The 26,053-nt window shown below is 41.9% G+C and carries 20 protein-coding genes and 4 pseudogenes; 16 read left to right on the top strand and 8 right to left on the bottom strand.

The window, feature by feature from the left end:
- Positions 1-160: 160 nt before the first annotated feature.
- Both BO219_RS15105 and BO219_RS07500 read left to right on the top strand, forming a co-directional pair.
- A pseudogene (locus BO219_RS15105) lies at positions 161-942 on the top strand (IS3 family transposase); the annotation flags it as partial.
- 700 nt (positions 943-1,642) lie between these two features.
- Positions 1,643-1,940 (top strand): annotated as a pseudogene (locus BO219_RS07500) (DUF4351 domain-containing protein); the annotation flags it as partial.
- A gap of 69 nt (positions 1,941-2,009) precedes the next feature.
- On the opposite strand, the gene BO219_RS07495 reads toward BO219_RS07500, so the two are convergent.
- The 3 genes from BO219_RS07495 to BO219_RS07485 all read right to left on the bottom strand — a co-directional run bounded on the left by BO219_RS07495 (position 2,010) and on the right by BO219_RS07485 (position 5,688).
- Positions 2,010-2,780 (bottom strand): 3-hydroxybutyrate dehydrogenase, encoded by a 771-nt coding sequence (locus BO219_RS07495; RefSeq protein ID WP_035067436.1) that lies wholly within the window; start codon positions 2,778-2,780, stop codon positions 2,010-2,012.
- Positions 2,781-2,792: 12 nt separating this feature from the next.
- Positions 2,793-4,115 carry a GntP family permease gene (locus tag BO219_RS07490; RefSeq protein ID WP_198936671.1) on the bottom strand — a complete coding sequence of 441 codons (1,323 nt, stop codon included), beginning with the start codon at positions 4,113-4,115 and terminating at the stop codon, positions 2,793-2,795.
- Between the two features lie 223 nt (positions 4,116-4,338).
- Positions 4,339-5,688 (bottom strand): sigma-54 interaction domain-containing protein, encoded by a 1,350-nt coding sequence (locus BO219_RS07485; protein WP_077429076.1) that lies wholly within the window; start codon positions 5,686-5,688, stop codon positions 4,339-4,341.
- 326 nt (positions 5,689-6,014) lie between these two features.
- On the opposite strand from BO219_RS07485, the gene BO219_RS07480 reads away from it, so the two are divergent.
- From BO219_RS07480 to BO219_RS07465, 4 genes are all read left to right on the top strand, one after another.
- Positions 6,015-6,887 carry a DMT family transporter gene (locus tag BO219_RS07480; RefSeq protein ID WP_077429075.1) on the top strand — a complete coding sequence of 291 codons (873 nt, stop codon included), beginning with the start codon at positions 6,015-6,017 and terminating at the stop codon, positions 6,885-6,887.
- Between the two features lie 449 nt (positions 6,888-7,336).
- Positions 7,337-8,320, top strand: coding sequence for a TAXI family TRAP transporter solute-binding subunit (locus BO219_RS07475; protein ID WP_077429074.1), 984 nt, complete (start codon positions 7,337-7,339; stop codon positions 8,318-8,320).
- A gap of 66 nt (positions 8,321-8,386) precedes the next feature.
- Positions 8,387-8,899, top strand: coding sequence for a DUF1850 domain-containing protein (locus tag BO219_RS07470; protein ID WP_077429073.1), 513 nt, complete (start codon positions 8,387-8,389; stop codon positions 8,897-8,899).
- Positions 8,889-10,853 carry a TRAP transporter permease gene (locus BO219_RS07465; protein WP_077429072.1) on the top strand — a complete coding sequence of 655 codons (1,965 nt, stop codon included), beginning with the start codon at positions 8,889-8,891 and terminating at the stop codon, positions 10,851-10,853. The genes BO219_RS07470 and BO219_RS07465 overlap by 11 nt, the downstream gene beginning before the upstream one ends.
- Positions 10,854-11,000: 147 nt before the next feature.
- Here the strand turns inward: BO219_RS07465 and BO219_RS07460 are convergent, their stop codons facing one another.
- The 3 genes from BO219_RS07460 to BO219_RS07450 form a co-directional block, all read right to left on the bottom strand.
- Positions 11,001-11,498 (bottom strand): hypothetical protein, encoded by a 498-nt coding sequence (locus BO219_RS07460; protein ID WP_077429071.1) that lies wholly within the window; start codon positions 11,496-11,498, stop codon positions 11,001-11,003.
- 133 nt (positions 11,499-11,631) lie between these two features.
- Positions 11,632-11,934 (bottom strand): AzlD domain-containing protein, encoded by a 303-nt coding sequence (locus BO219_RS07455; RefSeq protein WP_077429070.1) that lies wholly within the window; start codon positions 11,932-11,934, stop codon positions 11,632-11,634.
- Positions 11,924-12,613, bottom strand: coding sequence for an AzlC family ABC transporter permease (locus BO219_RS07450; protein WP_077429069.1), 690 nt, complete (start codon positions 12,611-12,613; stop codon positions 11,924-11,926). The genes BO219_RS07455 and BO219_RS07450 overlap by 11 nt, the downstream gene beginning before the upstream one ends.
- Positions 12,614-12,741: 128 nt before the next feature.
- Here BO219_RS07450 and BO219_RS14665 point away from each other — a divergent pair, with 128 nt between their 5' ends.
- On the top strand, positions 12,742-12,915 hold the full coding sequence (locus tag BO219_RS14665) for a hypothetical protein (RefSeq protein WP_006321522.1): 174 nt from the start codon (positions 12,742-12,744) through the stop codon (positions 12,913-12,915).
- Complete coding sequence (locus tag BO219_RS07445; protein WP_077429068.1) at positions 12,915-13,673, top strand: serine/threonine protein kinase; 759 nt, start codon at positions 12,915-12,917, stop codon at positions 13,671-13,673. The genes BO219_RS14665 and BO219_RS07445 overlap by 1 nt, the downstream gene beginning before the upstream one ends.
- Here the strand turns inward: BO219_RS07445 and BO219_RS07440 are convergent.
- Both BO219_RS07440 and BO219_RS07435 read right to left on the bottom strand, forming a co-directional pair.
- Positions 13,644-14,705: pseudogene (locus BO219_RS07440) on the bottom strand (FUSC family protein). The gene BO219_RS07445 and the pseudogene BO219_RS07440 overlap by 30 nt on opposite strands.
- Positions 14,706-14,721: 16 nt before the next feature.
- Positions 14,722-15,057: a helix-turn-helix domain-containing protein gene (locus BO219_RS07435; RefSeq protein ID WP_077429067.1), complete on the bottom strand. Its 336-nt coding sequence runs from the start codon at positions 15,055-15,057 to the stop codon at positions 14,722-14,724.
- A gap of 191 nt (positions 15,058-15,248) precedes the next feature.
- On the opposite strand from BO219_RS07435, the gene BO219_RS07430 reads away from it, so the two are divergent.
- The 8 genes and pseudogenes from BO219_RS07430 (at position 15,249) to BO219_RS07395 (ending at position 25,811) form a co-directional block, all read left to right on the top strand.
- On the top strand, positions 15,249-16,259 hold the full coding sequence (locus tag BO219_RS07430; protein WP_077429066.1) for an asparaginase: 1,011 nt from the start codon (positions 15,249-15,251) through the stop codon (positions 16,257-16,259).
- Complete coding sequence (aspA, locus tag BO219_RS07425) at positions 16,260-17,669, top strand: aspartate ammonia-lyase (RefSeq protein WP_077429065.1); 1,410 nt, start codon at positions 16,260-16,262, stop codon at positions 17,667-17,669.
- Positions 17,670-17,701: 32 nt separating this feature from the next.
- Positions 17,702-19,117 carry an NAD-dependent malic enzyme gene (locus BO219_RS07420; RefSeq protein ID WP_077429064.1) on the top strand — a complete coding sequence of 472 codons (1,416 nt, stop codon included), beginning with the start codon at positions 17,702-17,704 and terminating at the stop codon, positions 19,115-19,117.
- 127 nt (positions 19,118-19,244) lie between these two features.
- A complete protein-coding gene (locus tag BO219_RS07415; protein ID WP_077429063.1) occupies positions 19,245-20,948 on the top strand; it encodes a two-component system sensor histidine kinase NtrB in 1,704 nt (567 codons plus the stop codon).
- A 101-nt stretch (positions 20,949-21,049) separates the two neighbouring features.
- Positions 21,050-21,924, top strand: a pseudogene (locus tag BO219_RS07410) (Rpn family recombination-promoting nuclease/putative transposase).
- 459 nt (positions 21,925-22,383) lie between these two features.
- Complete coding sequence (locus BO219_RS07405) at positions 22,384-23,466, top strand: N-acetyltransferase DgcN family protein (protein ID WP_198936670.1); 1,083 nt, start codon at positions 22,384-22,386, stop codon at positions 23,464-23,466.
- Positions 23,463-24,563, top strand: coding sequence for an alanine/ornithine racemase family PLP-dependent enzyme (locus BO219_RS07400; protein WP_077429061.1), 1,101 nt, complete (start codon positions 23,463-23,465; stop codon positions 24,561-24,563). Before BO219_RS07405 ends, BO219_RS07400 begins: the two co-directional genes overlap by 4 nt.
- Positions 24,564-24,800: 237 nt before the next feature.
- Entirely contained in the window at positions 24,801-25,811 is a 1,011-nt protein-coding gene (locus BO219_RS07395; RefSeq protein ID WP_077429060.1) for a LacI family DNA-binding transcriptional regulator, read from the top strand.
- Positions 25,812-26,053: the final 242 nt, after the last annotated feature.

Here is a 26,053-nt window from a genome sequence, read left to right as displayed (position 1 = left end):
GTGTTGGACAAGTAATGTTAATTGGTACTGCTGCTGTTGTCGGGGTCTATGGAGCGTGGTATTTAGGAAAGAAAGTAAAAAGTTTGATGTTAGTCTAGATTATAGACACAACGAATAGAGAAATGTACAGTAAATCTATCAATGATGAGGAGTGTCTATAATGACAAGACGTTTTGATAAAGAATTCAAAATACATGCAGTAAAATTAGTGGTTGAGGAAGGAAAGGCGGTCGCTCAAACCGCAAGACAACTCGATATTTCGCCAAAAACGCTTCATAAATGGGTAGCAGATTATAAAAAAGATGCTGAGCATAGCTTTGTCGGGAGTGGAAACCTCAAGCCGGAAGATCGTGAAAAGCGTGAACTTCAAAAACGTATTCGGGATCTGGAGGAGGAAAACGCGATCTTAAAAAAGGCCATGAGCATCTTCGCCAAAAATCAGAAGTAATTTATGCATTCATTCATACGCATAGAAAGGAGTTTCGCGTGGCGAAGATGTGTGAAGTCTTAGGCGTTTCAAGAAGTGGATACTATGCATGGGTCAAACGACCAGAAAGTCAACAAAAGAAAAGACAGGAAGCATTGAAAAAGCAAATCAAAAAGATTCATATCGAGTCAAGAGAAACGTATGGCAGTCCAAAAATCACAAAAATCCTTCAGAAACAAGGGGTTAAGGTATCTCAAAAAACGGTCGCCAGAATCATGAAAGATGGTGATATTCGTTCAAAAACAAAGAAAAAATATAAGGCAACCACAAACTCGAAGCATCATTTGCCTGTGTATCCCAACTTATTGAATCAGCAGTTTGAAGCAGATGAGCCGAATCAAGTATGGGTGGCGGATATCACGTATATTTGGACGAAAGAAGGCTGGCTGTATTTAGCTTCGGTCATGGATTTGTTTTCTCGTAAAATCGTTGGCTGGTGTCTTTCCGAGCGAATTCATTCCGCTAAAGAGTACATATCTCCGATGGCATATGAGAAGATGTATCAGCAAGGCAAAAAGCAGTGAACTCTTCTCTCCACAAAGTCACGATATAAGGGACATCTTTCCTCTTGAGGAGGGGAAGGGTTTACCAAACACTTCTCCTTCTCAAGAGGCCACCAAACGAAGTGCGGTAGTAGGGTTTTAAAGTTTTTCTCGATTTTACGTGTCTATTTTCTTGACATAATACCATACTCAATAGTGGACAGTTTCATGTTGTTAAAATCGGAAGACAATTAAGAGTAAGCAAAACTGTGTTTCTTAAATGGTTAAATGGTACAAACGAGGCTGGATGATATACAGTCTCGTTTTTTATTTGCTTTTCATATTAATTGGAGGATTTGGTGTGGATTTTGGCGGAGGAATAGGTGAAAAAAGATAAAAAATGATATAATTAAATAAAAAGTTAATTTCTATGGGTATCAATAAAATATTGATTTAATAAGGTTTTTTAAGGTTAGATAAAACTAATTAAAATTATATATAAATAATAAATTCCACCTTGACAGGGTGGAGGTCGCTGGTTCGAGCCCAGTCGGAATCATCGCAAAACCCGAGTTCTGTAAAAGAGCTCGGGTTTTTTGTTGTATTCAGCATCTCCTCCCGACTGTCGCGCATGTTTTCGTATGCAGGAAAAGAGATGATATTGTCGAATGATGAACATGAACGGATAGAACTGAAAAAGCAATTTTTACGCATGCTTGTCCGAATGGAATTAGATGAAGCGACATAACGGTTGCTGTTTGGCTTTTTTAACGATCCGATGAAGAAGAACGAAGGCTACAAAGCGCGGTGAATGGAATGGAGAAAGTGATGGAATTGATGATTTCGTATGAACTACAAGGGATGAAGCGCCTTGTACAAACGATGGCGAAAAAAGGATGAGCGTAAAAGACATTGCAAACATCACAGACCTTGCGGAAGGAGAAGTGGAGCGGTTTGTAGAGAAAGAATGAGTTGTTTCCTGATACAGTTGGTTTATTTGCTGAACAATCGAAGCCCCCAAAAAGATTTGGGGGCTTCAATCATTGCGCTGTGTAACCACCATCAATGACAATCGCTTGACCTGTAATCCCTTTCGCTTGATCACTGCCGATAAATAGAGCGTAATTAGCAATTTCTTCAACAGATAATAAACGTCGCTGAGGGACAAGTGGATAAATAACTTCCTCTAATACGGCTTCTAGTGACACGTTTCTTGTTTTTGCTAGATCAGTTAACTGATTACGTACGAGTGGGGTATCAACGTAACCGGGACAAAGTGCATTGACGGTAATTCCATAAGGTGCCCCTTCAAGAGCAGCGACTTTTGTAAGTCCAATAACCCCATGTTTAGCGCTATTGTATGCTGCTTTCCCCGCAAATCCTACCAATCCGTTAATCGACGCCATATTAATAATGCGACCATACTGTTGTTGTTTCATGATTGGAAAAGCTTTCTTAATCGCCATAAACGGTGCAGTAAGCATAATACGAATGAGTGTTTCAAATTTTTCTGTTGGAAAATCTTCAATCAAAGCCACATGCTGCATGCCTGCATTATTCACTAAAATATCGAGCCGGCCATAACGCTCAACCGTTTGATGCAAACAGCGATCTAATGCTTCTTCTGACGTGACGTCGCAAACCATACCGGTCACGTCATGTGATGATAAAGTAGCAACAGCTTGATGTACCGATTCTTCATGAATGTCCGTTAATACAACTTTTGCGCCGTACTTAGCAAATGTTTTTGCTATTTCAAATCCGATGCCACGAGCAGCGCCTGTAATAAACATTACGCGACCTTGTAACATATATGCTCCCCCTTAAATCCCTAATCCGAATGAAAATAAAATAATAGCTAATATTGTGCCTAGCAATGGAACGATGACGGTTAATGCTCCGACTGGATTATATGCATCCTGGTGCGTTTCCCCACAAATAGCCCGAATTGTCGTAACGACATATCCATTATGCGGCAATGAGTCAAGTGCCCCAGACGAAATCGACACGACGCGATGTAATGCCTCTGGATTTACTCCAACGTCTAAATAATGTGGTGCAATAAGTGGTAAAGCGATCGCTTGCCCTCCAGATGCCGATCCCGTCATACCGGCAATAACACTGACTGCAATCGCGCTACCAATAAGTGGACTACCTGGAATATTTGTGATTGTTTCAACCGCGAGTTGAAAAGCAGGTGCCGCTTTAGCCACTCCTCCAAATCCAACCACTGCCGCTGTATTTCCTAACGCAAGCAACGCTCCTAACGTTCCCTCTGATAGTGCTCCTGTGAAGTTCTGAAAATATTTTCGGTTTAGTATATAAACAGAGATAATCCCACCAAGTAAAGCGACAATTAATGCCGACTGTTTTAATGAATCGTGGAAGACGAATGAAATGACTAATACAATGATCAGTGGAATAAGCCCTGCAAGCGGGTGTGGTAGAAGTCTTGCCTTTTCCTCAGTTGGATCTCCGTCACGAGCAATAAAATATTCGCCATTGGCTACCGCTCGATTAATCATACGCTTCAACCACCAATAGCCAAACAACGCCATAAAAACTGCAACAATAATACTTACTTCCCATCCTGCATATGGTGATGTGTGCAAATACTCAATCGGAATCCAATTTTGAATTTCAGGCGACCCAGCAGATGTCATTGTAAACGTCACCGAACCAAATGCCAGTGTTGCTGGTATGAAACGTCGTGGCAAATTAGCTTGTTTAAACAAACTAACCGCCATCGGATAAACAGAAAACGCAACAACGAATAAGCTAACGCCACCATATGTCAAAATTGCACATGCAACAACAACCGCTAACGCTGCGTGTTTTAAACCTATTTTTTCAACAACCCATTTCGACACACTATGAGCTGCTCCACTATCTTCCATCACTTTTCCAAAAATTGCACCAAGTAAAAACATTAAGTACCATGATTGAACGAATCCAGAAAATCCAGCCATGTAGTTCCCAACAAAATTCGCCTGTCCTTCGCCAGCAAGTTGCGGAAATAACGGAAGTTCACTAAACAAAGCGACAATAAGCGCGCATAACGGAGCAGCAATAAATAAGTTCATTCCTCTCATCGTCAAAAAGATTAACAACACTAATCCGCCGATTAAACCGATCATACTCCACATCGTTTCATCCCCCTTATATTCATTTTGGAAACCGCTTTCATTTCTCCTTTCCCCCTTTCACTTTTTTTATTTCGCAAACTTCGTGCCAATTCGTTGTCCATTGCAATAAACACTATATGTATATTGTTTATTCCATTTTTTAAGAAACTCTTTTCCATTTTCCTTGGTATATGGACAAATAAAAATTCCACCATTGTGGAACGAATTCCAGCATGGCGGAATGTCATAAGCCGTATTTTTTTATTTTCTCATACATCGCAGATTTACTAATGCCAAGTGCCTTGGCTACTTTTTGTTTATCAAAATGATGCTGTTGCAAACTTTGTTGGATGATTTGTTTTTCAGCTTCCTCTAATAGTTGTTTCAATGTCTTTCCATCCGTTTGATAAACGCTCGTTGTTCGCAAATATTCTGGTAATGCTTCTAACGTAATCGTCTCTCCGCTCGCAAAATAAACAGATGCTTCAATGACGTTCTCTAACTCGCGAATATTGCCTGGCCACATGTGACGTCGCAAAATGTCCATCACATCTGGCGTAATAGACCGAATGCGTTTTCCGGAACGCTTGCACACTTTGTCGAGAAAGTGATGAATAAGTGGTTCAATGTCTTCTGGTCGTTCACGAAGCGGTGGAATGAAAAAGGGAACAATGTTAATGCGATAATATAAGTCCTGGCGAAATAGTTTTTCTTCAATCATTTTTTCCAACGGTCGATTCGTTGCTGCAATAATGCGCACATCAATGTTGATTGTTTTCGTCGCACCGACAGGTTCAATTTCTTTTTCTTGTAACACTCGAAGTAGTTTCACTTGCATATGTAATGGCATATCGCCGATTTCATCAAGAAAAATCGTGCCACCATCTGCTAATTGAAATTTGCCTTTTTTCCCACCTTTCCTTGCCCCAGTAAACGCCCCATCCTCATATCCAAATAGCTCTGATTCAAGCAAATGTTCGGGGATGGCACCACAATTAATTTTTACAAACGGCTTATCGCTTCGGCTGCTAAGCTGATGAATGCTATGGGCAAACAACTCTTTTCCTGTTCCGCTTTCCCCACGAATCAAAACAGAAATGTCACTATCTGCAATTCGCTTCACTTTTTCTTTCAATTGTTCCATTTGTTTTGAAACGGAAATGATATGACTAAGCGTATATTTCGCCCCACTATGTTCTTTCCACTCTTGCAAATATGTTTGTAGTTGAGGAAGCAAACTTTTAATATGGCTGTTCATTCGTTTCCATTCGCTTGTATCGCGAAAAATAACCGTACCAACCGCTCCGATCACTTTTCCATCCATCCAAATTGGAATACGGTTGGCAATCATATAGTTTCCTTGAATATAATGCAAATCAGCAATTTCTTCCTGACCTGTTTGAACAACAATATGCATGCGCGTATTTTCAATTACTTCGGTCACATGTTTACCAATGATTTCTTCTTTCTTTTTTCCTAAGAAATCACAATAATTTTTATTCATGTATACGATCGTTCCTTTATGATCCACCACAACAATCCATTCATACGCCCGATCGATAACCGTTTCTAAAATTTTTTGTTCAAATAACAACTTCACCCCTCCTTTTAGAATTTTTATAATTTTTAATCTATTTTACTATAAAAACAAAAGATCGTTCATTCAACTGTTGAAAAATAGAAAATTTTTATATTAAAAATCAATTTGTTCATTAAGGAAAATCAACAAAACACACATCGTGAAAATAAAAGAATAGAAAAATCAAAAAAATTTGATACAATGAAAAATAACCATCGTATAGGGGTGAAGAACATGTATATGTACTTGTTTGAGAACGATCAACCAGTTGCTTGCTTCTAAGACGGGGCAAGCGCACGTTCCGTCTTGTAGAAAAAAGAAAAAAGACGGAGGGAAGCTTGATGAGAAAAACGCTTTTCGGTTCGTTGTATTTGTCGCTTGCGGCGAGCATTTGGGGTGGCATGTATGTCGTGAGTAAATATGTGCTCGATTACGTTCCGCCATTTACGCTCGTATGGCTTCGTTATGCGATTGCTTTTTTTGTATTATGGGCAATTTTACAGGTGCAACGTGTTCCGGTACCAAAAGAAAAAGAAGATTGGAAGCATATCATATCGATTGGGATCGTCGGGTATGTCGTTTCTATTTCCTTACAGTTTGTCGGGACGAAATGGTCAGATGCGCATACGGCTTCGCTCATTACGTCAGCCACGCCTGCGTTTATTGTTATTTTCGCTCGTTGGATGTTAAATGAAGCGCTAACGTTACGAAAACTAAGTGCGCTTCTGCTTGCGACGGCAGGGGTTGTTGTCGTTGTTGGATTTGGTAAAGGGGAGACGACCTCGTTTTTTGGGAACGTGCTACTTGTTGGAGCGGCAGTAACGTGGGCGCTTTTATCGGTGCTTGTCAAAATCGCATCGGATCGCCTGTCGGTATTAGTCATGACGACTTATGCGATTTTTGTCGCATGGATTGGTACAACACCGATGATGGTATGGGAATGGTGGCAAGTGACGCCTGTAACTTTTTCGTTTCCTGTTGTGCTTGGGGTCATTTATCTCGGCGTTGTGTCAACCGCAGGGGCGTTTTTTCTTTGGAATAAAGGGATGGAAATGATGGATGCTAGTATCGGTTCGCTCTTTTTCTTTTTCCAGCCGCTTGTCGGTTCTTTGTTCGGTTGGCTGTTTTTACATGAGCAATTACATGTTTCATTTTGGATTGGTGGGACGCTTATTATTGTCGGAGTTATTGTTGCTGTGTTTGAGAAAAAGTAAGGGAAGACAGCGTGAATGAGAGGGGTTTCCTCTCTTTTTGCATATGGTCGATGAAAGAAATAAATACAATAAATCATATTAAAGTTGTAATAAAAATAATATTGTATTGTTATTCAGCTAACAGTATAACGAAACGGATGACGAAAACCACGAAGAAGATGATGAATAAACAAAATGGTTGAATAGTTACGAAAGTCAGCGTCTAGCTGGCTTTTTTCTTTTTGGTGACATAAAAAATTTTACCACTTCTTCGTTGAACGTGATGTACAAAAACGGATCGGCTTATGAGATTTCTCTTAGGAATACAAGCGACGCTTGTTATAAAAAACGTAACTTTTGGTGAATGATTAATAAATTTGGAATTATCTCATAATTGTTTGACAATTTTTTAGGTGTATATGTTATTATAGTATTGTGTTTTTATAAAAGAAGAAAAAGGGGTGTTATCATTGAAGAAACTACGCAGTCGAGTTTTATTCGCCTTGTTGTTAGCGTTTACAATGATTGTCACGGCATGTAACGGGGGGAGCGAGCAAGGAAGTAGCGGAGGAGAGAAGGAGAAAGTCAAAAGCATTAGCATTTTAACAGGTGGTACAGGTGGTACATATTATCCGCTCGGTGGGGCGATGGCGAGCATCATTCAAGAGGAGACAGGAATTAACGCGAACGCACAATCTTCAGGTGCTTCTGCGGAAAATATGAACACGTTAAAACAAGGAGAGGCGGAGGTGGCGTTTGCACAAACAGATATCGCTTCTTACGCATTGAATGGGGAATTAATGTTTGAAGGAAATAAAGTGGAAAACGTGCAAGCGATCGGTACGCTTTATCCAGAAACAGTTCAAATCGTCACAACAAAAGATAGTGGCATTGAATCGGTTGAAGACTTAAAAGGTAAAACTGTATCGATTGGTGCACCTGGCTCAGGTGTAAGTGCGAATGCACAACAAATTTTAGAAATTCACGGTATTTCGTTAGATGATATTAAAGTACAAAACTTGTCTTTTGATGAGTCTGTAGACGGCATTCAATCAGGCAGCATCGATGCGGCGTTCGTTACAGCTGGTACGCCAACTGGGGCAGTAGAAGCATTAGCGGCTCAAAAAGAAGTGAAAATTATACCGATTTCTGCTGAGAAAGTGAAACAGTTGATTGAAAAATATCCGTTCTACGCGGAAGATACAATTCCTGCTGGTACGTATGGAATTGATTCAGACGTTACAACTGTGGCAGTTAAAGCGATGCTTGTTGCTCGCAAAGACTTAGATGAAGAGACAGTATACAATATTACAAAAGCTATTTTTGAAAACACAGATAAAATTACGCATGCGAAAGGAAAGCTAATTAAAGCTGAAACAGCGCTTGATGGCATCGGCAACATTCCGTTGCATCCAGGAGCCGAAAAATACTTTGCTGAAAAAGGCGTAAAATAACGGAAATGCGATGATAGACCGACGTTGCTCGGTCTATCGTTTCGTTTTGTTTAAAGGTGAATGGTGATGTCTTTGCTAAAACGTTTCTTTTTTTTGCCCCTGTTCATCATCCTTGCTTGCTTGTTCTTCTTTCCTTATAAGCAAGTAATTGCGTTTTATTTCGAAGATTCCGATCGTCTCATCGCATTTTTTCCGATCGCTGAATCGCAAACGTTTCAAATCGTTTATACACATTCAATTCATTTCACCGATGTTGTCGAAACATATACGATATTCGAAAAAGAACTCGTACTTACAGAGTTGATGTATGAGAACTTTGCGGTTGGAATGCCATCGAATGCGGAAGGGAATGAAGTGTTCGAACAAAGAGACGGGAAGTACGTCATTACAAATATGAACCGTCGCCTTCAAACGATTGATCTCCGCATCGGCCAAGTTCGGGCCAATCATCGCCTCATCTACAAAGGAAAAGAAGTTGTGCTCGGTGAGAAAATCGGTTATGGCAAGTGGGTGAGAATCGTTCCAACTCGAATCAGTTTATGGAAACAGTTGAAAGGAGTGAACATCATTGACGAATGAGAAGGTTGACGTATTATCAGCTGAGGAACAGCAAAAAATATTAGAAAAATACGATCCTGAATCGAATACGCGCAAATTGACTGGTGTTTTTCAAAAAGTTGTGTTTGCGGGATTGTTAGCTTTTTCACTGTTTCAGTTGTATACGGCTATTTTTGGTGTCTTTACTGCGCAAATTCAACGTTCCATTCACTTAGGATTTGCGTTAGCCCTCATTTTTCTTTTATTTCCTGCTCGGCGCGGAAAAAGAAAGAGCGGGAAACTTCAAGTAGCATGGTACGACATCGTGCTCGCTTTATTAAGTATTTACGTCGGTTTATATTGGCCGCTCCATATTGACAAGATCGTTATGCGTGTCGGCATGTTATCCGATCAAGATTTTTACACAGGTGTTTTGGCAGTTTTGCTTGTGTTAGAAGCGACGCGTCGCGCGGTCGGTTTGCCGATTACCATAATCGCGACCTTATTTTTACTGTACGGTTACTTCGGAGAAATGATGCCGGGCTTTTTGCGTCATAGCGGTTTGAGTTTGCAGCGTCTCGTGCAAACGATGTTTTTTACGACGGAAGGAATTTTAGGAACGCCATTAGGTGTATCGTCGACATTTATTTTCCTCTTCTTATTGTTTGGTTCGTTTCTCGTGAAAACAGGTGTTGGGCAATATTTCAACGATTTAGCAGTGGCGATTGCCGGTCGGAGCACAGGAGGACCGGCAAAAGTAGCCATCTTCTCTAGTGCGCTACAAGGAACGATTAGCGGAAGTTCTGTCGCAAACGTTGTGACGTCAGGGTCTTTTACAATTCCGATGATGAAAAAGCTCGGCTATAAGAAAGAGTTTGCCGGAGCGGTTGAGGCCGCAGCGTCAACAGGTGGGCAGTTGATGCCGCCAATTATGGGAGCGGCAGCGTTTCTTATGGTCGAGTTTATCGGTGGCGGGCTCACTTATTGGGATATCGCAAAGGCAGCTGCGATTCCAGCCGTCTTATATTTCGCAGGCATTTGGATTATGACGCACTTTGAAGCTAAGCGCATCGGTTTAAGTGGACTGTCAAAAGAAGAAATGCCAAATCGAAAAGAAGTGTTTAAGAAAATATATTTACTTATTCCGATTGTTTCGGTCATCGTCTTGTTGATGGCTGGTGTGACTGTTACGCATGCGGCGCTATATTCCATCGCTATCGCCATCGTCGTCGGATTTATAAACCGCGATTCGAATATGAAACTTGTCGATATCGTTTATGCGCTTGTAGACGGAGCGCGGACAGCGTTAGGGGTCGCCGCCGCTACTGCAGCTGCCGGAATTATTGTCGGCATCGTGACGAAAACAGGATTAGGGTTAAAGCTCGCAAACGGATTGCTTGATATTGCAGGAGGGCATTTATTGCCGACTTTATTTTTAACGATGATTGCGGCGATCGTTTTAGGAATGGGGTCACCGACGACTGCCAACTATGTCATTACGTCAACGATTGCGGCACCGGCAATTATTTTACTCGGTGTTCCTGATTTATCAGCACATTTATTCGTCTTCTACTTCGGTATTATTGCGGACATTACTCCTCCAGTTGCGCTTGCAGCGTTTGCGGCAGCGGGAGTATCGGGGGGAGAACCGATTCGAACGGGGATTCAGTCTGCTAAATTGGCGATTGCAGCCTTTATCATTCCGTATATGTTCGTTTTATCTCCACAGCTGCTTATGATTGATACAACGATGACCGAGTTAGTTTGGGTTGTTTTTACATCTATCATAGGGATGGTTTCGATCGGTGCAGGGATGGTTGGACATTGGATGCGCAGTTTGCATTGGATTGAGCGAGTCGTTGCGGTTGGTGCCGGTGTGATGCTCATTGACCCGACTGTTTGGTCAGATGTCATCGGGCTCGGTAGTTTTGCGATTTTACTTGCTTTACAATTCATTTGGAAACGCGATGCCCATCAACATACGAAAGGAAAATAAAAGGAATCCTTTGCGACAAGCAAAGGATTCTTTTTTGGATCGACGGGAGTGGTGTTGCTTTAGGTGTCATCGGTATCATGCGTTCTATCTTTTCTTTTGGTAGCAACATGCTAGAAAGATCCCACGCCAATTGAGGGCTTTCCCAAACTAAAATCCGCGGTGTGGGAGATGGTCTACACCAAGTTCAGCGAGTTTTTCTTTTGCTTCCTCGATCAATTCTTGCGCTTTTGCTTTTGTATCTTCGTCTAAGTTAGTGAGTAATTCGTTGAGTTTGTCCTCTTTTTTAGGGAAGGAAATGCCGAGTGCTTCAAGCTGTTGTCTTGCTTGTTCACGAGTAATCTCTCCAGCTTTTTGTTTTTCGAAAATGGCTTGCGCTTTTGCTTTTGTATCTTCGCCTAAGTTAGCGAGCAGTCGGCTGAATTTATCGCCTTTTTCAGGGAACGTGACCCCTAAGCTTGCTAAGTTTGTTTTCAATTCTTCCATAATCGCCTGTACTTTTTGTTTTGTCGCTTCGTCTAACATATGTTTCTCGTAAACTGGGGTTGATGAAGATGTTGTTGCAGCGAACGCGTGAACACCTCCACCGATAATTCCAATTGATAAGACACCAGTCATCGCATAGCCGAATAATTTTGTTTTTTTCATCGTTTCATCCTCCTTGTGTGATGTAAGTACATTTTTACTTTATCCAAGTATGGTGAAAAAAAGGTGAAAAAATACGACTGTAGCAAAAATGAGGGGAGTTGAGGATGAAAAGAAAAGGTAGGGGGAGGCTCCCCTACACGATCGTATACAACGTTAACGCAAGAACAGAAATAAAGACGACACCCATGACGTTTGCACCAAGCCAAGAGGCGAGAACAGCGCTTGTAAAACCAAAGATGCCAAACCACGGATCGTCTTGAATAAGAAATATACCCGGAATGATTAAAGCGCCGAGCGTGGCGTATGGGACGTTGCGCAATACACCGCGCCAAAACGGCGGCAATTCGATGCGATGAAACAACGTTAATGGCAACATGCGCGGAATGTATGTCACAAGCCCCATGCCAAGAATGATGAAAAAAATGTCACTGTGCATATGTTGTCTCCTTTCTTCTTTCTCCAATCCATTGAATACATATAGCGGAAATGATTGTAGAGATGACGATCGCCCATCCTTTTGGAACATGAAGCCATAATAAAAGCATGCAGTTGATGGCGCCTGCGCAAACCGCAAGCCAAAGCGCTTTTCGCTCCGTTTTAATAGCAGGAATTAACAGCCCGACAAACATCGCATACAAGGCGACAGATAAGCTCACTTGCACACTTTCAGGTAAATAAGCGCCGACGATATGCCCGATCGCAGAGTTGATTACCCAACTGCTGTAGGAAATGAAAATCAGTCCGAACATGTATGAAGCAGAAACGGTGCCTTCTTTCATCGCAGCGACAGAAAACGTTTCATCCGTAATACCGAACGCATATAGCGCTTTTTTCCAAAGTGGATCGTGTTCTGCCTTTTCATTGAGTGATGCGGACATTAAAAAATGCCGAATGTTTAAAATAAACGTCGTTAAAATGATTTCAAATGGACCGGTGCCAAGAGATAGTAAATTGAGCGAAATGTATTGGGCTGCCCCTGCAAATACAATCATGCTCATAAGCGTCGTTTCTACGATGGAAAGCCCTGTGGACTTTGCTAACAAACCGAACGTGAGCGCTACAGGCGCATATCCGATCGCGATGGCGACTCCTGATTTTATACCGTGCCGAAACATATGTATTCCCCCTTCTTTTGTATTTTCATAAAATTTTTTCTATTTTGCAAGGGATATGTAGTAAACGGTGAAACTTTTTTTCTTGCTTCTCGTATAGTAAGCTATCTGATTTAAAGGAGATGATAACAATGTTAAAAAAATTGCTTGAACTGCTTTTACACAAAAACATGCATAAACACCGTTACAGCAGTAGTGATCGTTATACGTACCGTCCGCATCGCCATCCGTCGCAATACGGTTATAAGCATTATAAAAGAAAACATCATAGCCACAGCATCTTCTCAAGCTTTTTTAGTAGCTAATGATTCATTTGTTTCAAAAGCCGTATCGGGGAGGCGCAGTCGTGAATGGACGGTATGTTATTGAAAGACAAATTGGCGAAGGAAGTTACGGGGTAGCATACGTGGCACGTGATGAACAAACGAATGAGCTCGTCGTTTTAAAACAAATGAAGCGGACGAAAACAAAGAAACGGCGGGCATCGTTTGAACGAGAAGCGCATATCTTAAAAAAGCTCAATCATCCACAAATTCCGAAGTTATATAATTCGTTTGACGTGCGCGGCATTCCGCATTTAGTGATGGAGTATATCGATGGAGATACGATCGAGACGCTTATTTTTCAAAAAAATAAAACGTACGATGAAAAAGAAGCGTTTTCGCTATTGGCGGATGTGTTACGTGTCGTGCAATACATTCACGCGCACGGCATTGTGCATCGTGATTTGCGCATTCCGAACATCGTTTTTCGTAATGGGGTTGTGTATGTCCTAGATTTCGGTCTTGCGCGCTTTTTACATGAAAAAAACGAACGGTTGTTTACACTTGAACAGCGGCTAAGGCGAAGCATTCATGTAAAGAGCGACATATACGCCCTCGGTCATTTTTTACTGTTTTTGTTATATTCGGCTTATGAGCCAAAAGAGGGCGAAGAAAAAAGCTGGGAAGAGGAGCTATCGCTCACAAAAGAAGCACGCCACGTGTTGCGACGCATGTTGCAGCTAGATAGACCATATGCGTCTGTTGATTCATTAATGAGAGATGTGTCGGCGATCATTTAGTGTTGAATGAGACAGCTTCATGCGATTCTGGATATATCTCAATTGTTCGATGGAATCATGAAGCGACAACAACTCAAAAAAAAACAACCGCTTTTGGAGAAAAATGAGTATGCTTGTTCTCTGTTTTTTTCGTTTCCCAAAAACGTTGTTCTAGTTGATCGAATAGCTGTGTATGATGTTCTGGAAATACCGTACATTTCGATTTTAAGATGGTGGCGATGGAAGTAGCTAATTCGCGCAACAGTTCTTTTTCTTCGTTGTCCCAAGAAAAGTGAGCGTGAGACATACCGATGAAGTTCCCGACATGAAAATGCATATGTTGCAACATGTTCAGCATTTTACGCTCATAATAAAACTGGCGCGCTTCCGCCATTGAGTGACGATGGTATTTCCAATCTTGTTGTTGAAAGTGTGCAAATTGCATCGTTTGATGTAAATCGTTTGCTAGTTGTTCAAAGCGCTTTTCGCTTTTATTTGACCCTCTTTCTCGATCATTTCTTGGATCGACAGTTGGAGGACGTCTCCGAATTCTTGAAGCAACACTTCTAGTCGTTTTGAAATAAAAGGAATGTAGTTTGGTGGCAAAATAAAAAAGTTGACAAGCGTAGAAACAAAAATGCCGATGGACGTTGTCACAATTCGCATGACGAATGCGTGAAAATAATGATGGTCGGTCAATGGAATCATGGCAACGGCTGTAATCGTTGCGACAAGCGTTCCTGCATGTAGGCGAAGCTTTTGACATGTCACAATAGTAAACATGGCAGATAGTGCATAAGCAATTGCTGAGTGACCAAACATATATGTAAGAGTCATCGCATAAGCCGAACCGATCGTAGAAGCAGGAAAGCGAATCATCCCCTTTTTTATTGAATCATGAGCGGTCGGTTCAATTGTGACGATTGCTGTCATAACAGAAAAAATCGTTGGGAGATGAAGTAAGTCGCAAATGATGACTGTCACAAATACAGCGATCCCTGTTTTCAGCACTCTTCCCCCGATGAGCGGTCCTTTCATGAAACGCTTAAACATAATCATCACCAACATTTCATTTTTCTTTTTGTGTGGATAGATCTCTTTTTACGCGAATAAAAGCGATAAGTTGCATCATTTCATCTTCCGTCACTTGTTTTCCGTCTACCGTTATGTAAGCGGTTGGATGCGTCAGTTCCACTGTCGGTTGTTCTTCATTTGTTACTCCGAGTAAATAGTCGGTCGTCGTTTCAAATAATAGCGCAAGTTCTTTCACTGCTTCTAACGACGGTTGGCGATACCCAGATTCATAGCCTGCGTACGTGCTTTTAGCAATATTTAGCTGGTCGGCAATATATTGCAACGACCATTGCCTCTTTTTTCGCAATTCCGATAATCGTTTAGAAATCATCGTATGTCTCTCCCTTATCGTTCTTCTCGATTCGTTCGCGAAACGAATAAAAATGCTTGTTATTTTTTGTTTTTCTGAATATAATTGAAATGAAGGTACGCGAATCGCGAACGATTTTATTTATAGTTTACACTACATGACACAAAGAATACAATAGATGACTTAAAATCGCCATATTTGAGGTGACGATGATGAAAAAAATTTTGTTGCTTGCGACAGGCGGCACAATTGCTTCGGTGCCAAGTGAAGAAGGATTGACACCGAAACTAACCGCAAAAGAATTAACAAGCTACATTACGATCGAAAATCAGCCGTATCGGTTACATAGTCAAATTTTAATGAACATCGATAGCACGAATATGCAGCCAGAACATTGGCGAGACATTGCGGAGGCGATTTATACACATTACGACCAATACGATGGTTTCGTCGTCACACACGGGACAGATACGATGGCGTATACGGCGGCCGCGTTGTCATATATGCTTCAAAACAGCCAAAAACCGATTGTGTTAACAGGCTCACAAGTGCCGATCGGTTTTCCGAAAACGGATGCGAAAAAAAATATACGCGATGCGCTCCGTTTTGCGTGTGAAGACGTCGGAGGGGTGTTTGTCGTTTTCGATGGGCGCGTCATTTTAGGAACGAGAGCAGTCAAAATGCGGACGAAAAGTTATGACGCATTTGAAAGCATTAACCATCCGTACGTCGCCTATATTCACGGGGAAACGATTCATTATCAATACGAGCTACAAAAGCCAAATGGGCACGTGCAGTTTGATTCGTCGCTTTGCCCAGACGTGTTTTTATTGAAGCTTCATCCAGGGACAAAACCAGAAATATTCGATTACATTCGCCACTTATACCGCGGTGTGATTATCGAAAGTTTTGGAAGCGGGGGCGTGCCGTTTCAAGGGCGCAACTTGCTGCCGAAAATCAAAGAATTGATCGACGACGGAAAAGCGGTCGTCATTACGACGCAATGTTTAGAAGAAGGGGAAGATTTAACATTATATGAAGTTGGGCGGAAAGTGGCGCAAAACACAGTTATTTTATCAGGGGATATGAATACGGAAGCGATCGTACCGAAACTGATGTGGGCGTTAGGAAAAACGACCAATTTGATGGAAATTAAAAACATGATGGAAACGCCAATCGCAAACGACATAACAGAAAAACATGAAGAAAGTTGGGATGCATAGATGTTGCAAACGAAAGCAGTACGACTTGAACGAGATTTGCTTGGCGAAAAAGAAATTCCGTACGATGCTTATTATGGTATTCAAACGATGCGTGCCGCAGAAAACTTCCCGATTACCGGGTATCGTCTCCATCGCGAACTCATTCAAGCGATGGCGATCGTGAAAAAAGCGGCGGCGCTCGCGAATATGGAAACAGGTCAACTTCCGCGGCGCATCGGTGAAGCGATCGTGAAAGCAGCCGAGGAAGTGATCGACGGGCAATGGCACGATCAATTTATCGTCGACCCGATTCAAGGTGGCGCAGGAACGTCCATCAACATGAACACAAACGAAGTGATCGCGAATCGCGCACTTGAATGGCTGGGAGAGCGAAAAGGAAGTTACGATGTCATTAGCCCAAATACGCACGTCAACATGTCGCAATCGACAAACGACGTTTTCCCGACGGCCATTCATATTGCAGTGTTAAAGATGATAAACCAATTGCTTCAGACGATGGAACATATGCACGATGTGTTTGCCGATAAAGCGAAGCAGTTTGATCATGTCATTAAAATGGGGCGGACGCATTTACAAGATGCCGTTCCGATTCGGCTCGGACAAGAATTTGAAGCGTATCGTCGCGTCGTAAAGCGCGATATGGAGCGCATTGCCCATTCGCGCCAACATTTGTACGAAGTCAATATTGGTGCAACGGCGGTCGGAACGGGATTAAATGCCGATCCCGCCTATATTGAGCGCGTCATTTTTCATCTCGTTCGTTTGACCGACTTGCCGCTTGTGCGGGCGGAACATCTTGTTGATGCGACGCAAAATACAGACGCCTATACGGAAGTGTCAGCCGCTTTAAAAATATGTATGATTAATATGTCAAAAATCGCAAACGATCTTCGTCTCATGGCGTCTGGTCCGCGAGCAGGGCTTGGAGAAATTACGTTGCCTGCTCGTCAGCCGGGATCGTCGATTATGCCGGGGAAAGTGAATCCGGTTATGGCGGAAGTCGTCAACCAAGTGGCGTTTCAAGTGATCGGTAATGACCAAACGATTTGTTTAGCGTCAGAAGCAGGACAGCTCGAGCTAAACGTCATGGAGCCGGTGCTTGTGTTTAACTTACTTCAGTCGCTCCATATGATGGACAACGTCTTTCGTGTGTTTACAGACTATTGTTTAGCTGGCATTGAAGCGAACGAAGAGCGAATGAAGCAACACGTCGAAAATAGCATCGGCGTCATTACAGCTGTCAATCCGTACATCGGTTACGAAGCGGCATCGCGCATCGCAAAAGAAGCGCTTCACACAGGAAAATCGGTGCGCGAGCTATGCTTGGAGTACAATTTGTTGAATGAAAAGCAATTACATGATATTTTAGACCCGTATGCCATGACAAGTCCGGGCATTGCAGGAAAATAACATGAAGCGATAGAGAAAAGGAAGGGTACAACATGTCAAGCGGAGCAAACATGCACATTACGATTCGATTACAATTTGCGAAAAACGTCGTCTCTTTTAGCGACATTGCCACCGCAATTGGACAAGCTGGTGGAGATATTGTCGGCATTGACGTCATTTCCTCAAGCAAAACGCATACAGTGCGCGATATTACGGTGAGCGTTCTTGATTCGAAGCATGCGGACGTTGTCGTCGATACGTTGCGAAAAACAGCAGGCGTGAAAGTTATTCACGTTTCTGACCGCACGTTTTTAATGCATATCGGCGGAAAAATTGAAGTGAAATCGAAAATTCCGATTAAAACGCGTGACGATTTGGCGCGCGTATATACGCCGGGAGTGGCGCGCATATGTACGGCGATTGCCGAAGATCCAACAAAAGCGTATTCGTTAACGATTAAACGAAATACGGTGGCGGTCATTTCAGACGGAACGGCAGTATTAGGACTTGGTGACATTGGACCGTATGCGGCGATGCCGGTCATGGAAGGAAAAGCGATGTTGTTTAAACAACTCGCGGGCGTCGATGCGTTTCCGATTTGTTTAGATACGAAAGATACAGATGAAATTGTGCAAATCGTCAAAGCGATCGCCCCGGCGTTTGGCGGTATTAATTTAGAAGATATCGCTGCCCCACGTTGTTTTGAAATTGAAGAGCGTTTGAAACAAGAGCTCGATATTCCTGTTTTTCATGATGACCAGCACGGTACAGCTGTTGTCTTGCTTGCCGGTTTATTAAATGCGTTAAAAATTGTAGATAAAAAGATTGAAGATATTAAAGTTGTTTTAACAGGCATCGGCGCGGCAGGCATCGCCTGCACAAAAATATTGTTAGCAGCGGGTGTGAAAAACATTATCGGTGTTGATCGCCAAGGGGCGATTCATCGTGGCGTACAATATGACAATCCGTATTGGAACGAATATGCAAACATGACGAATCCGGAAAATATAAGCGGAACGCTTTCAGACGTTATCGCCGGGGCGGACGTATTTATTGGTGTATCCGCACCAGGCATTTTAACGGTAGAAGATGTGAAAAAAATGGCGAAAGATCCGATCGTTTTTGCGATGGCCAACCCTGTTCCAGAAATTGATCCAGAAGTGGCGGAACCGTACGTTCGCGTCATGGCGACAGGCCGATCTGACTATCCAAACCAAATTAATAATGTTCTTTGCTTCCCAGGCATTTTCCGAGGTGCGCTAGATTGCCGCGCCATTGAAATCAATGAAGAAATGAAACTCGCTGCAGCCGAAGCGATCGCTTCTGTCGTCACCGAAGAAGAATTAAGCGAAACGTACATTATCCCAAGCGTCTTTAACAACAAAGTCGCAGAACGCGTGCGCGAAGCCGTTATGAAAGCCGCATACAAAACCGGCGTCGCCCGCAAAGACGATATGATGTTTCGATAAAAACATGGCGTGATTGCGCCATGTTTTTTTGTTTCAAGTTTAAGGCATAAGCTTCCGTTGCTTCTTGATGGCGTTTAGAATAGAATGAGAGAGTGAAAGAAAACGATATGATAGGTGAATATATTTTATGAAGCGATTATACACATGGTATGTAGCGCTCATCTCGATTATGGGGTGTGCCTTATTTTTGTATATACGTCCGTTTGAATATGTAGAACAACAATGGCTATTGTTGCTTTTACTTTCTTTCTCGACAACTTTGTTAAATATTTATATTATACATCTCCCTCCAAAAGGGAATGCCTTTTCATTAGACTCAACAATTTATTTAGCTACCATCTTCGTATATGGATTAGAAACGTCTTTACTAGTGTTGTTATTTAGTATGATTCCAACGTACTTCTTTCATGAAAAGAAGATGGCCTGGTGGAAACATGTATGTAATTTTGCGATGTATACATGCATGATTGTTGGAGCTTATTATTCTTTTTTGATGCTAGGGGGAGAAAGTGGTTCTTTTTCAATTTACTTTCTTGATGCGTACTTATTTTCTTTAATTGTTTATTCTTTTATCAACATATTGTTGATGATAGGGTTTTTTTCGTTTTCCCCTTCTTTTAGCTTTAGAAATATGTTGATTAGTATAGTAACGGAATGGCTTTTTACTTATGGTGTTACGCTATTAGCGTCATTGATTTTAGTAAGTCTCCTTTTGTTGAATGAATATTTTGGAATTTTGTTGTTTACAAGTGTTAGTTTGTTGTTATCTTTAACGTTTAGACAGTATGGACAGTTATACGAAAAAGTGGTGAATGACAAAGTGTACATTGAACAGTTATTAAACTCGTTGCCTATCGGAATTGTCACAATGGATGGAGCGACATCGATCAACTTTATTAACGATTCCGCTGCTACATTGCTCGACTTAGATAAAAAAGAAATGAAACAAATGATTGAGCGGGAAAGAGAAAGTGAAAAAAACGCTCTATTTTGGGATCTTTTCATTCACCGTGTTCCATTTCAACAAGTAAAGGTACCGTATAAAAAGGATGGGGAGAAAAAAATATTTTTAACGTCTCAATCGAATTTGCTTAATTTATATGGTGAGAAGGTGGGACGTACTATTTTCTTTTTAGACATCACCGAAATTGAAGAACTAACAAAACGTATGCATCAGTCAGAAAAGCTTGCGTTAATGGGGGAAATGGCAGCGAAAGCAGCGCATGAAATTCGCAATCCGCTTGCGGTGATTCACGGTTTTTTAGCGTTTATGAATGGAAATTTAGCGGAAAACGAGCGCGAACAGTATCATATTCCGCTTTTATTACAAGAAATTGATCGCATCAATGCAATTGTCGAAGATATGCTTCTTATTGCGAAGCCGAGCGCCCCGATGTTGAAAGAGACGTATATGGAAACGATCGTTCAAGATGTTCTTTCATTGTTACAACAAACGTTAGAAGCAAAAAGCATACGCGTGCACGTTCGGCTTGACCGAGTGCCGTTATCGATCGATCCGAAACAAATGATGCAAGTGTTGTATAATTTACTCTATAACAGCATCGAAGCCGTCGGGGAAGATGGCACAATTTGCCTATATTCTGATGTAGGTGAAACATACAACATGTACGTATACGACTCTGGAAGCGGAATTCCGAAAGATATGCAGGAGACTATTTTCGAACCATTCATCACGACAAAGTCATCGGGGACAGGCTTAGGGCTGACGATCGTGAAACGAATTATTGAAAACCATGGCGGAACGATTGCGCTTCACGACAGTTCGGAGAAAGGAACGACGTTTGTCATCAGCTTGCCGATTAGGCGATAAAAAGCCAGCTCGCTAGGAGTTGGCTTTTTATTATGACATGCAGGAAAAGAGATGATATTGTCGAATAAAAACATCGAAACTATTGTATGTGAGGTGAATGTATGCCGATTGGCCACGATCGTTTGTTTAAAGAGTTGATCCAAACGTTTTTTGAGGAGTTTATTGTTCTCTTTTTTCCAACGATGCATGAGCATATCGACTTTCGCCACGTATCGTTTTTATCGGAGGAGCTATTTACCGATGTAACGGCAGGGGAGAAATACCGCGTTGATTTGTTGGTCGAAACGAAATTAAAAGGAGAGGATAGCCTCATTATTGTCCATATCGAAAACCAAAGCTACGTCCAACCGTCGTTTCCCGAACGCATGTTTATTTATTTTAGCCGCTTGTTTGAAAATACCGCAAACACATTGTACCGATTGCTGTATTTAGCTACGATTCGATCCGCGATGAACGATCTACATTTACGATCCACTTTCCTTTTGGCAAAGTCCTCGACTTTCATTTTTTCACTGTGGAACTTCGTAAACAAAACTGGCGCAACTACATTCGCCAAGACAACCCGATCGCCGCTGCATTGTTAAGCAAGATGGGTTATACTGAAAGTGAACGGGTAGAACTGAAAAAACAATTTTTACGCATGCTTGTCCGAATGGAATTAGACGAAGCGAAACAACGGTTATTGTTTGGCTTTTTTGAAACATATGTGAAATTATCAGACGAAGAAGAACGAAGACTGCGAAGCGAGGTGAATGAAATGGAGACGAAAGAAAAAGAACAAGTGATGGAGTTGATTATTTCGTATGAACAAAAGGCGTTGGAAAAGGGAAGAGAAGAAGGGATAGAACAAGGAATCAAACAAGGGATGAAGCACCTTGTACAAACGATGGCCAAAAAAGGGATGAGTGTAGAAGATATCGCAAGCATCACAGACCTTGCGGAAGATGAAGTGCGTGAGTTGTTAGAAAAGGAATAAGTAATTTGCGCATAATTTCACAACCGTCGTCGACCTCCAATCTTGCAAAAACCCCGGGGGATCGACGACAATTTGTTTTTTGCAACTTTTTTAGACGTATCAACGCATCAAGACGATTGACAGAATTTTCGGATGTATGTATAATGACATTGTATAGCTTTTCCATGTGTTGATTTATCAACACTTTTTGGGATTTGTATCGTACCTATGAGGAATTGAAACATCTGCTTTGCTAACTCTTTGATACGCTGTTTTTTATTTGTATCGTACCTATGAGGAATTGAAACGCCAGCTTTTATGTGCTGGTTTTTTTCGTATAGGTTTGACAGGTACCATTTTACTTTTTCTTCAAAATTCGTTATAATATGAGGTGGAGGACATCTTTCTTTCCGATTATGGTAAAGTAAGATGTTTTTTTCATGGAGATATTGATTTCACAACGAAATGGAGGGATTTCTGATGAAGAAATACGCCATTGTGTATTGTGAACATCAATTCGGTTCCATGGATGGAAAAACAGCGAATGGGCTTGTGCGCGATTCGGGATTGTATGAAATCGTGGCAGTTATTGATTCAACAAAAGCTGGTCAAGATGCTGGGGAAGTGCTTGATCAAAAGAAAAATGGCATTCCAATTTGTAAAAACCTTCAAGACGCAATGGCCTCCGCAAAAGAAAAACCGAACTACTTCATCTTAGGAATTGCTCCAGCGAACGCTTTTCTTCAAAAAGAGGAACGTCAAGTGATCATCGAAGCAATGGAAGCAGGCATGCATATTATTAATCCACTTCAAGAGTTTTTGACAGAAGATGAAGAAATGATGGCGCTAGCGAAGCGCTACGGGGTCACGATTCGTGACATTCGCAAACCGCGTCCGAAAAAAGAATGGACGTTATTTACGGGACGTATTTTGCAAGTAAAAACGCCTGTTGTGGCGGTGCTTGGGACAGACGGCGCGTGCGGAAAGCGGACGACAGCGATGATCGTCGCAAAAGAAATGCAAAAGCGCGGCTACAAAACGGCATTCGTTGCGACAGGGCAAACAGGCTTAATTCAAGGCGCTTCGTATGGATTTGCGATGGATGCGTTTCCGCTTCAATATATGATCGGCGAACTTGAACGAGAAGTTGTGCGCGCATATGAAACAGAACGACCGGACATTATTATCGTAGAAGGACAAGGGGCGCTTAGCCATCCAGCGTACGTCAGCTCTGCTGGCATTTTAAAAGGGGCGCGGCCACAAGCCGTTATTTTACAACACCCACCGAAGCGAAAGGTGCTTGGTGATTTCCCGTTTGTTGAAATGCCAACAGTTGAAAGTGAAATTGCGTTAATTGAACATTTCGGAAAAACAAAAGTTGTTGCGATTACGTTAAACCATGAAGGCATGACGGATGACGAATTAAAACGAACAATTGATGAGTACGAACGAAAATTCCGTATGCCTGTGACTGATGTATTAAAATACGGATCCGACAAAGTCGTTGATCGTCTCATTGACTATTTCCCATCTCTACAAAAACATGAGGTGGCCGTATCATGACGCCGAGAGTCGAAATTGACTTGCGGAAAATTCGTCATAATGCTAAAACGTTGAAAAAATGGTGCGAAGAAAAAGGAATTCAAATGACCGCTGTCGTCAAAGGGGTAAACGGAGATGTGGAAATTGCCCGCACCCTTGTCGATAGTGGTGTGACAAGCTTAGCAGACACAAAAATTGAGCGCATCGCAAAATTAAAATTAGCGCACATTCCAGCCACATATATGCTTATTCGCACGCCTGCGTTAAGCGAAGTAAGCGAAGTCGTTCGACATGTCGATGTGAGCGCACAATCGGAAATCGACGTCGTGCGTGCCATTTCAGCAGAAGCGGTAAAGCAAAATAAAACGCATGCGATTATCGTCATGGTTGAAATGGGCGACTTGCGCGAAGGGGTTATGCCTGAAGATGTGCCGGCGTTTATTGAACAAGTACGTCAGTTGCCGAACATTCAACTTGCTGGGATTGGGGCGAATTTTGCTTGCTTTGGCGGCATTATTCCGACAGAGCAAAAAATGCGTGAGCTTTCGTCACTTGCGAAACATATTCAAAAAGAGTATGCGTTATTTTTACCGTACGTATCCGGTGGCAATTCCGCGAACTATTATTGGTTAAAACAAACGAAAGACGTCGGTTGCATTAACCATTTACGATTAGGTGAAGCCATTTTTTTAGGACGTGAAACGATTCGTGGCGCAGCCATCCCCGGCCTATATCAAGATGCGTTTTGCCTCGTGGCAGAAGTCATTGAAGTAAAAACGAAACCGTCTGTTCCGTACGGTGTACAAAGCCGCAATGCATTTGGCGAAGCACCGACGTTTCCAGAGCGCGGCATGATGAAACGCGCCATCGTTGGCATCGGTCGCCAAGATGTAAACGTGAACGGATTAACGCCGCTTGCGTCCGTTGATATCATCGGTTCAAGCAGCGATCATATGATTATTGATGCCACACGTACCGACATTCAAGTCGGCGACCATCTTCGCTTTGCGGTTGATTACGGAGCGATGATTTCGCTCATGACGTCTCCATATGTTCAAAAAACGTATGTACAAACAGATGAAAAAAACGGTCGTTTCCCGACAAAAACATCGGCGTAAAAAGCTAGCGCATCACATGCTAGCTTTTTATGTTTTCAAGCTTTGAAATGTTTTCGTATGTGTTTTTCCATCTTTGTGATCCCATTCAATCGATTGAAGATTCACATCATTACACTCGGGAAATGTAAAAGGGGCAAACGAATGTAAAAAATAATTGTAAAACGCTTTCATTTTCGTGTATAATACTACTAAACCGGTTTATGAACTAAATCGATTTAGTAAAGGAGAAAGAATGCATTGCGAAAAGTTACGATGGCTGATGTAGCGAAACTAGCAAATGTTTCAAAAAGTACAGTGTCGCAATATTTAAACAAAAGATATGAATATATGAGTGAGGAAACGAAAAAGCGCATTGCAGAGGCGATTGAGCAGTTACAGTATCGCCCGAATGTCATTGCTCGCAGTTTAAAGCAAAAATCAACAGCGACGATCGGCGTTATCGTTTTTAACATTTTACATATGTTGACGACGCAAGTGTTGCGAGCGATTGAAGATATGTGCCAACAACATGGCTTTCATGTCATCGTCTGCAATACAGATGATGATCCTGAAAAAGAAAGGCAATATATTGATATGCTATGGGCGAAGCAAGTGGATGGTTTTATCATTTTCCCAACAGGAAAAAACGTAGATTTGTATAAAAAAATGATTGAAGCGCGTCTCCCGCTCGTATTTGTTGACCGAACCGTTGAGGGAATCGACGCAGATGCGGTTTTATTAGATAATGAACGAGCTGTGCAGTTAGCTGTACGCCACCTCGTTGATCAAGGATATAAACATATTGGGCTTGTCGCACCGCCGTTTGCGCCTCATGTCGTTCCGCGAATGGAACGGATCGCAGCATTTCAGCGTGCATTATGCGAGGCTCGTCTTCCTGTCGAAAAAGAATGGATCATCGCTGAACGAGTGAATCATATTTCGGAGCGATTAGACGGGCTTCTTCATCAAAATAAACTGCCTGAAGCGATATTTGCGATTAATGATTTAACGTTAATGGAAGTATTGACGTTTGTCAAAAAACATCAACTTTCTATCCCTAATGATGTGGCACTCATTAGTATTGACGACGTTCCATTCGCATCTGTTTACACCCCTTCATTAACAACGATTGCCCAACCGACGTTTGAGATGGGAAAAAAGGCGGCAGAACGTCTGTTTATGCAAATGAATGGCGAGACTTCGCCACAAATGTTTCGGCTTGCTCCAAAGTTAATAGAAAGAGATTCAGCGAAGAAAAGAGGGTTTTGACTGTTAATAATAAATGTATAAATATTTATAAAAATCTGATGATCATTTTATGTGAAAAAAGTCAAAAAGGGGCTGGGAGAAGATGATTCGCACGTACAAAGTCATGCTTCTGCCCAACAATAAGCAAAAGGCGAGGACTATTGCGGAAGTACGAAAAGAATAAAGTTGAAACAGAGGGAGGTGAATACCGTTACAGAAAAACGGAAAACATCAAGAAACTTGACTTCGGAGCGCCAAAGAAA

This window comes from Anoxybacillus kestanbolensis, assembly GCF_001996285.1.
Taxonomy (GTDB): Bacteria; Bacillota; Bacilli; order Bacillales; family Anoxybacillaceae; genus Anoxybacillus; species Anoxybacillus kestanbolensis_A.
The sequence above is the reverse complement of the archived record's forward strand: the minus strand, read 5'-3'. Positions and strand labels throughout refer to the sequence as shown.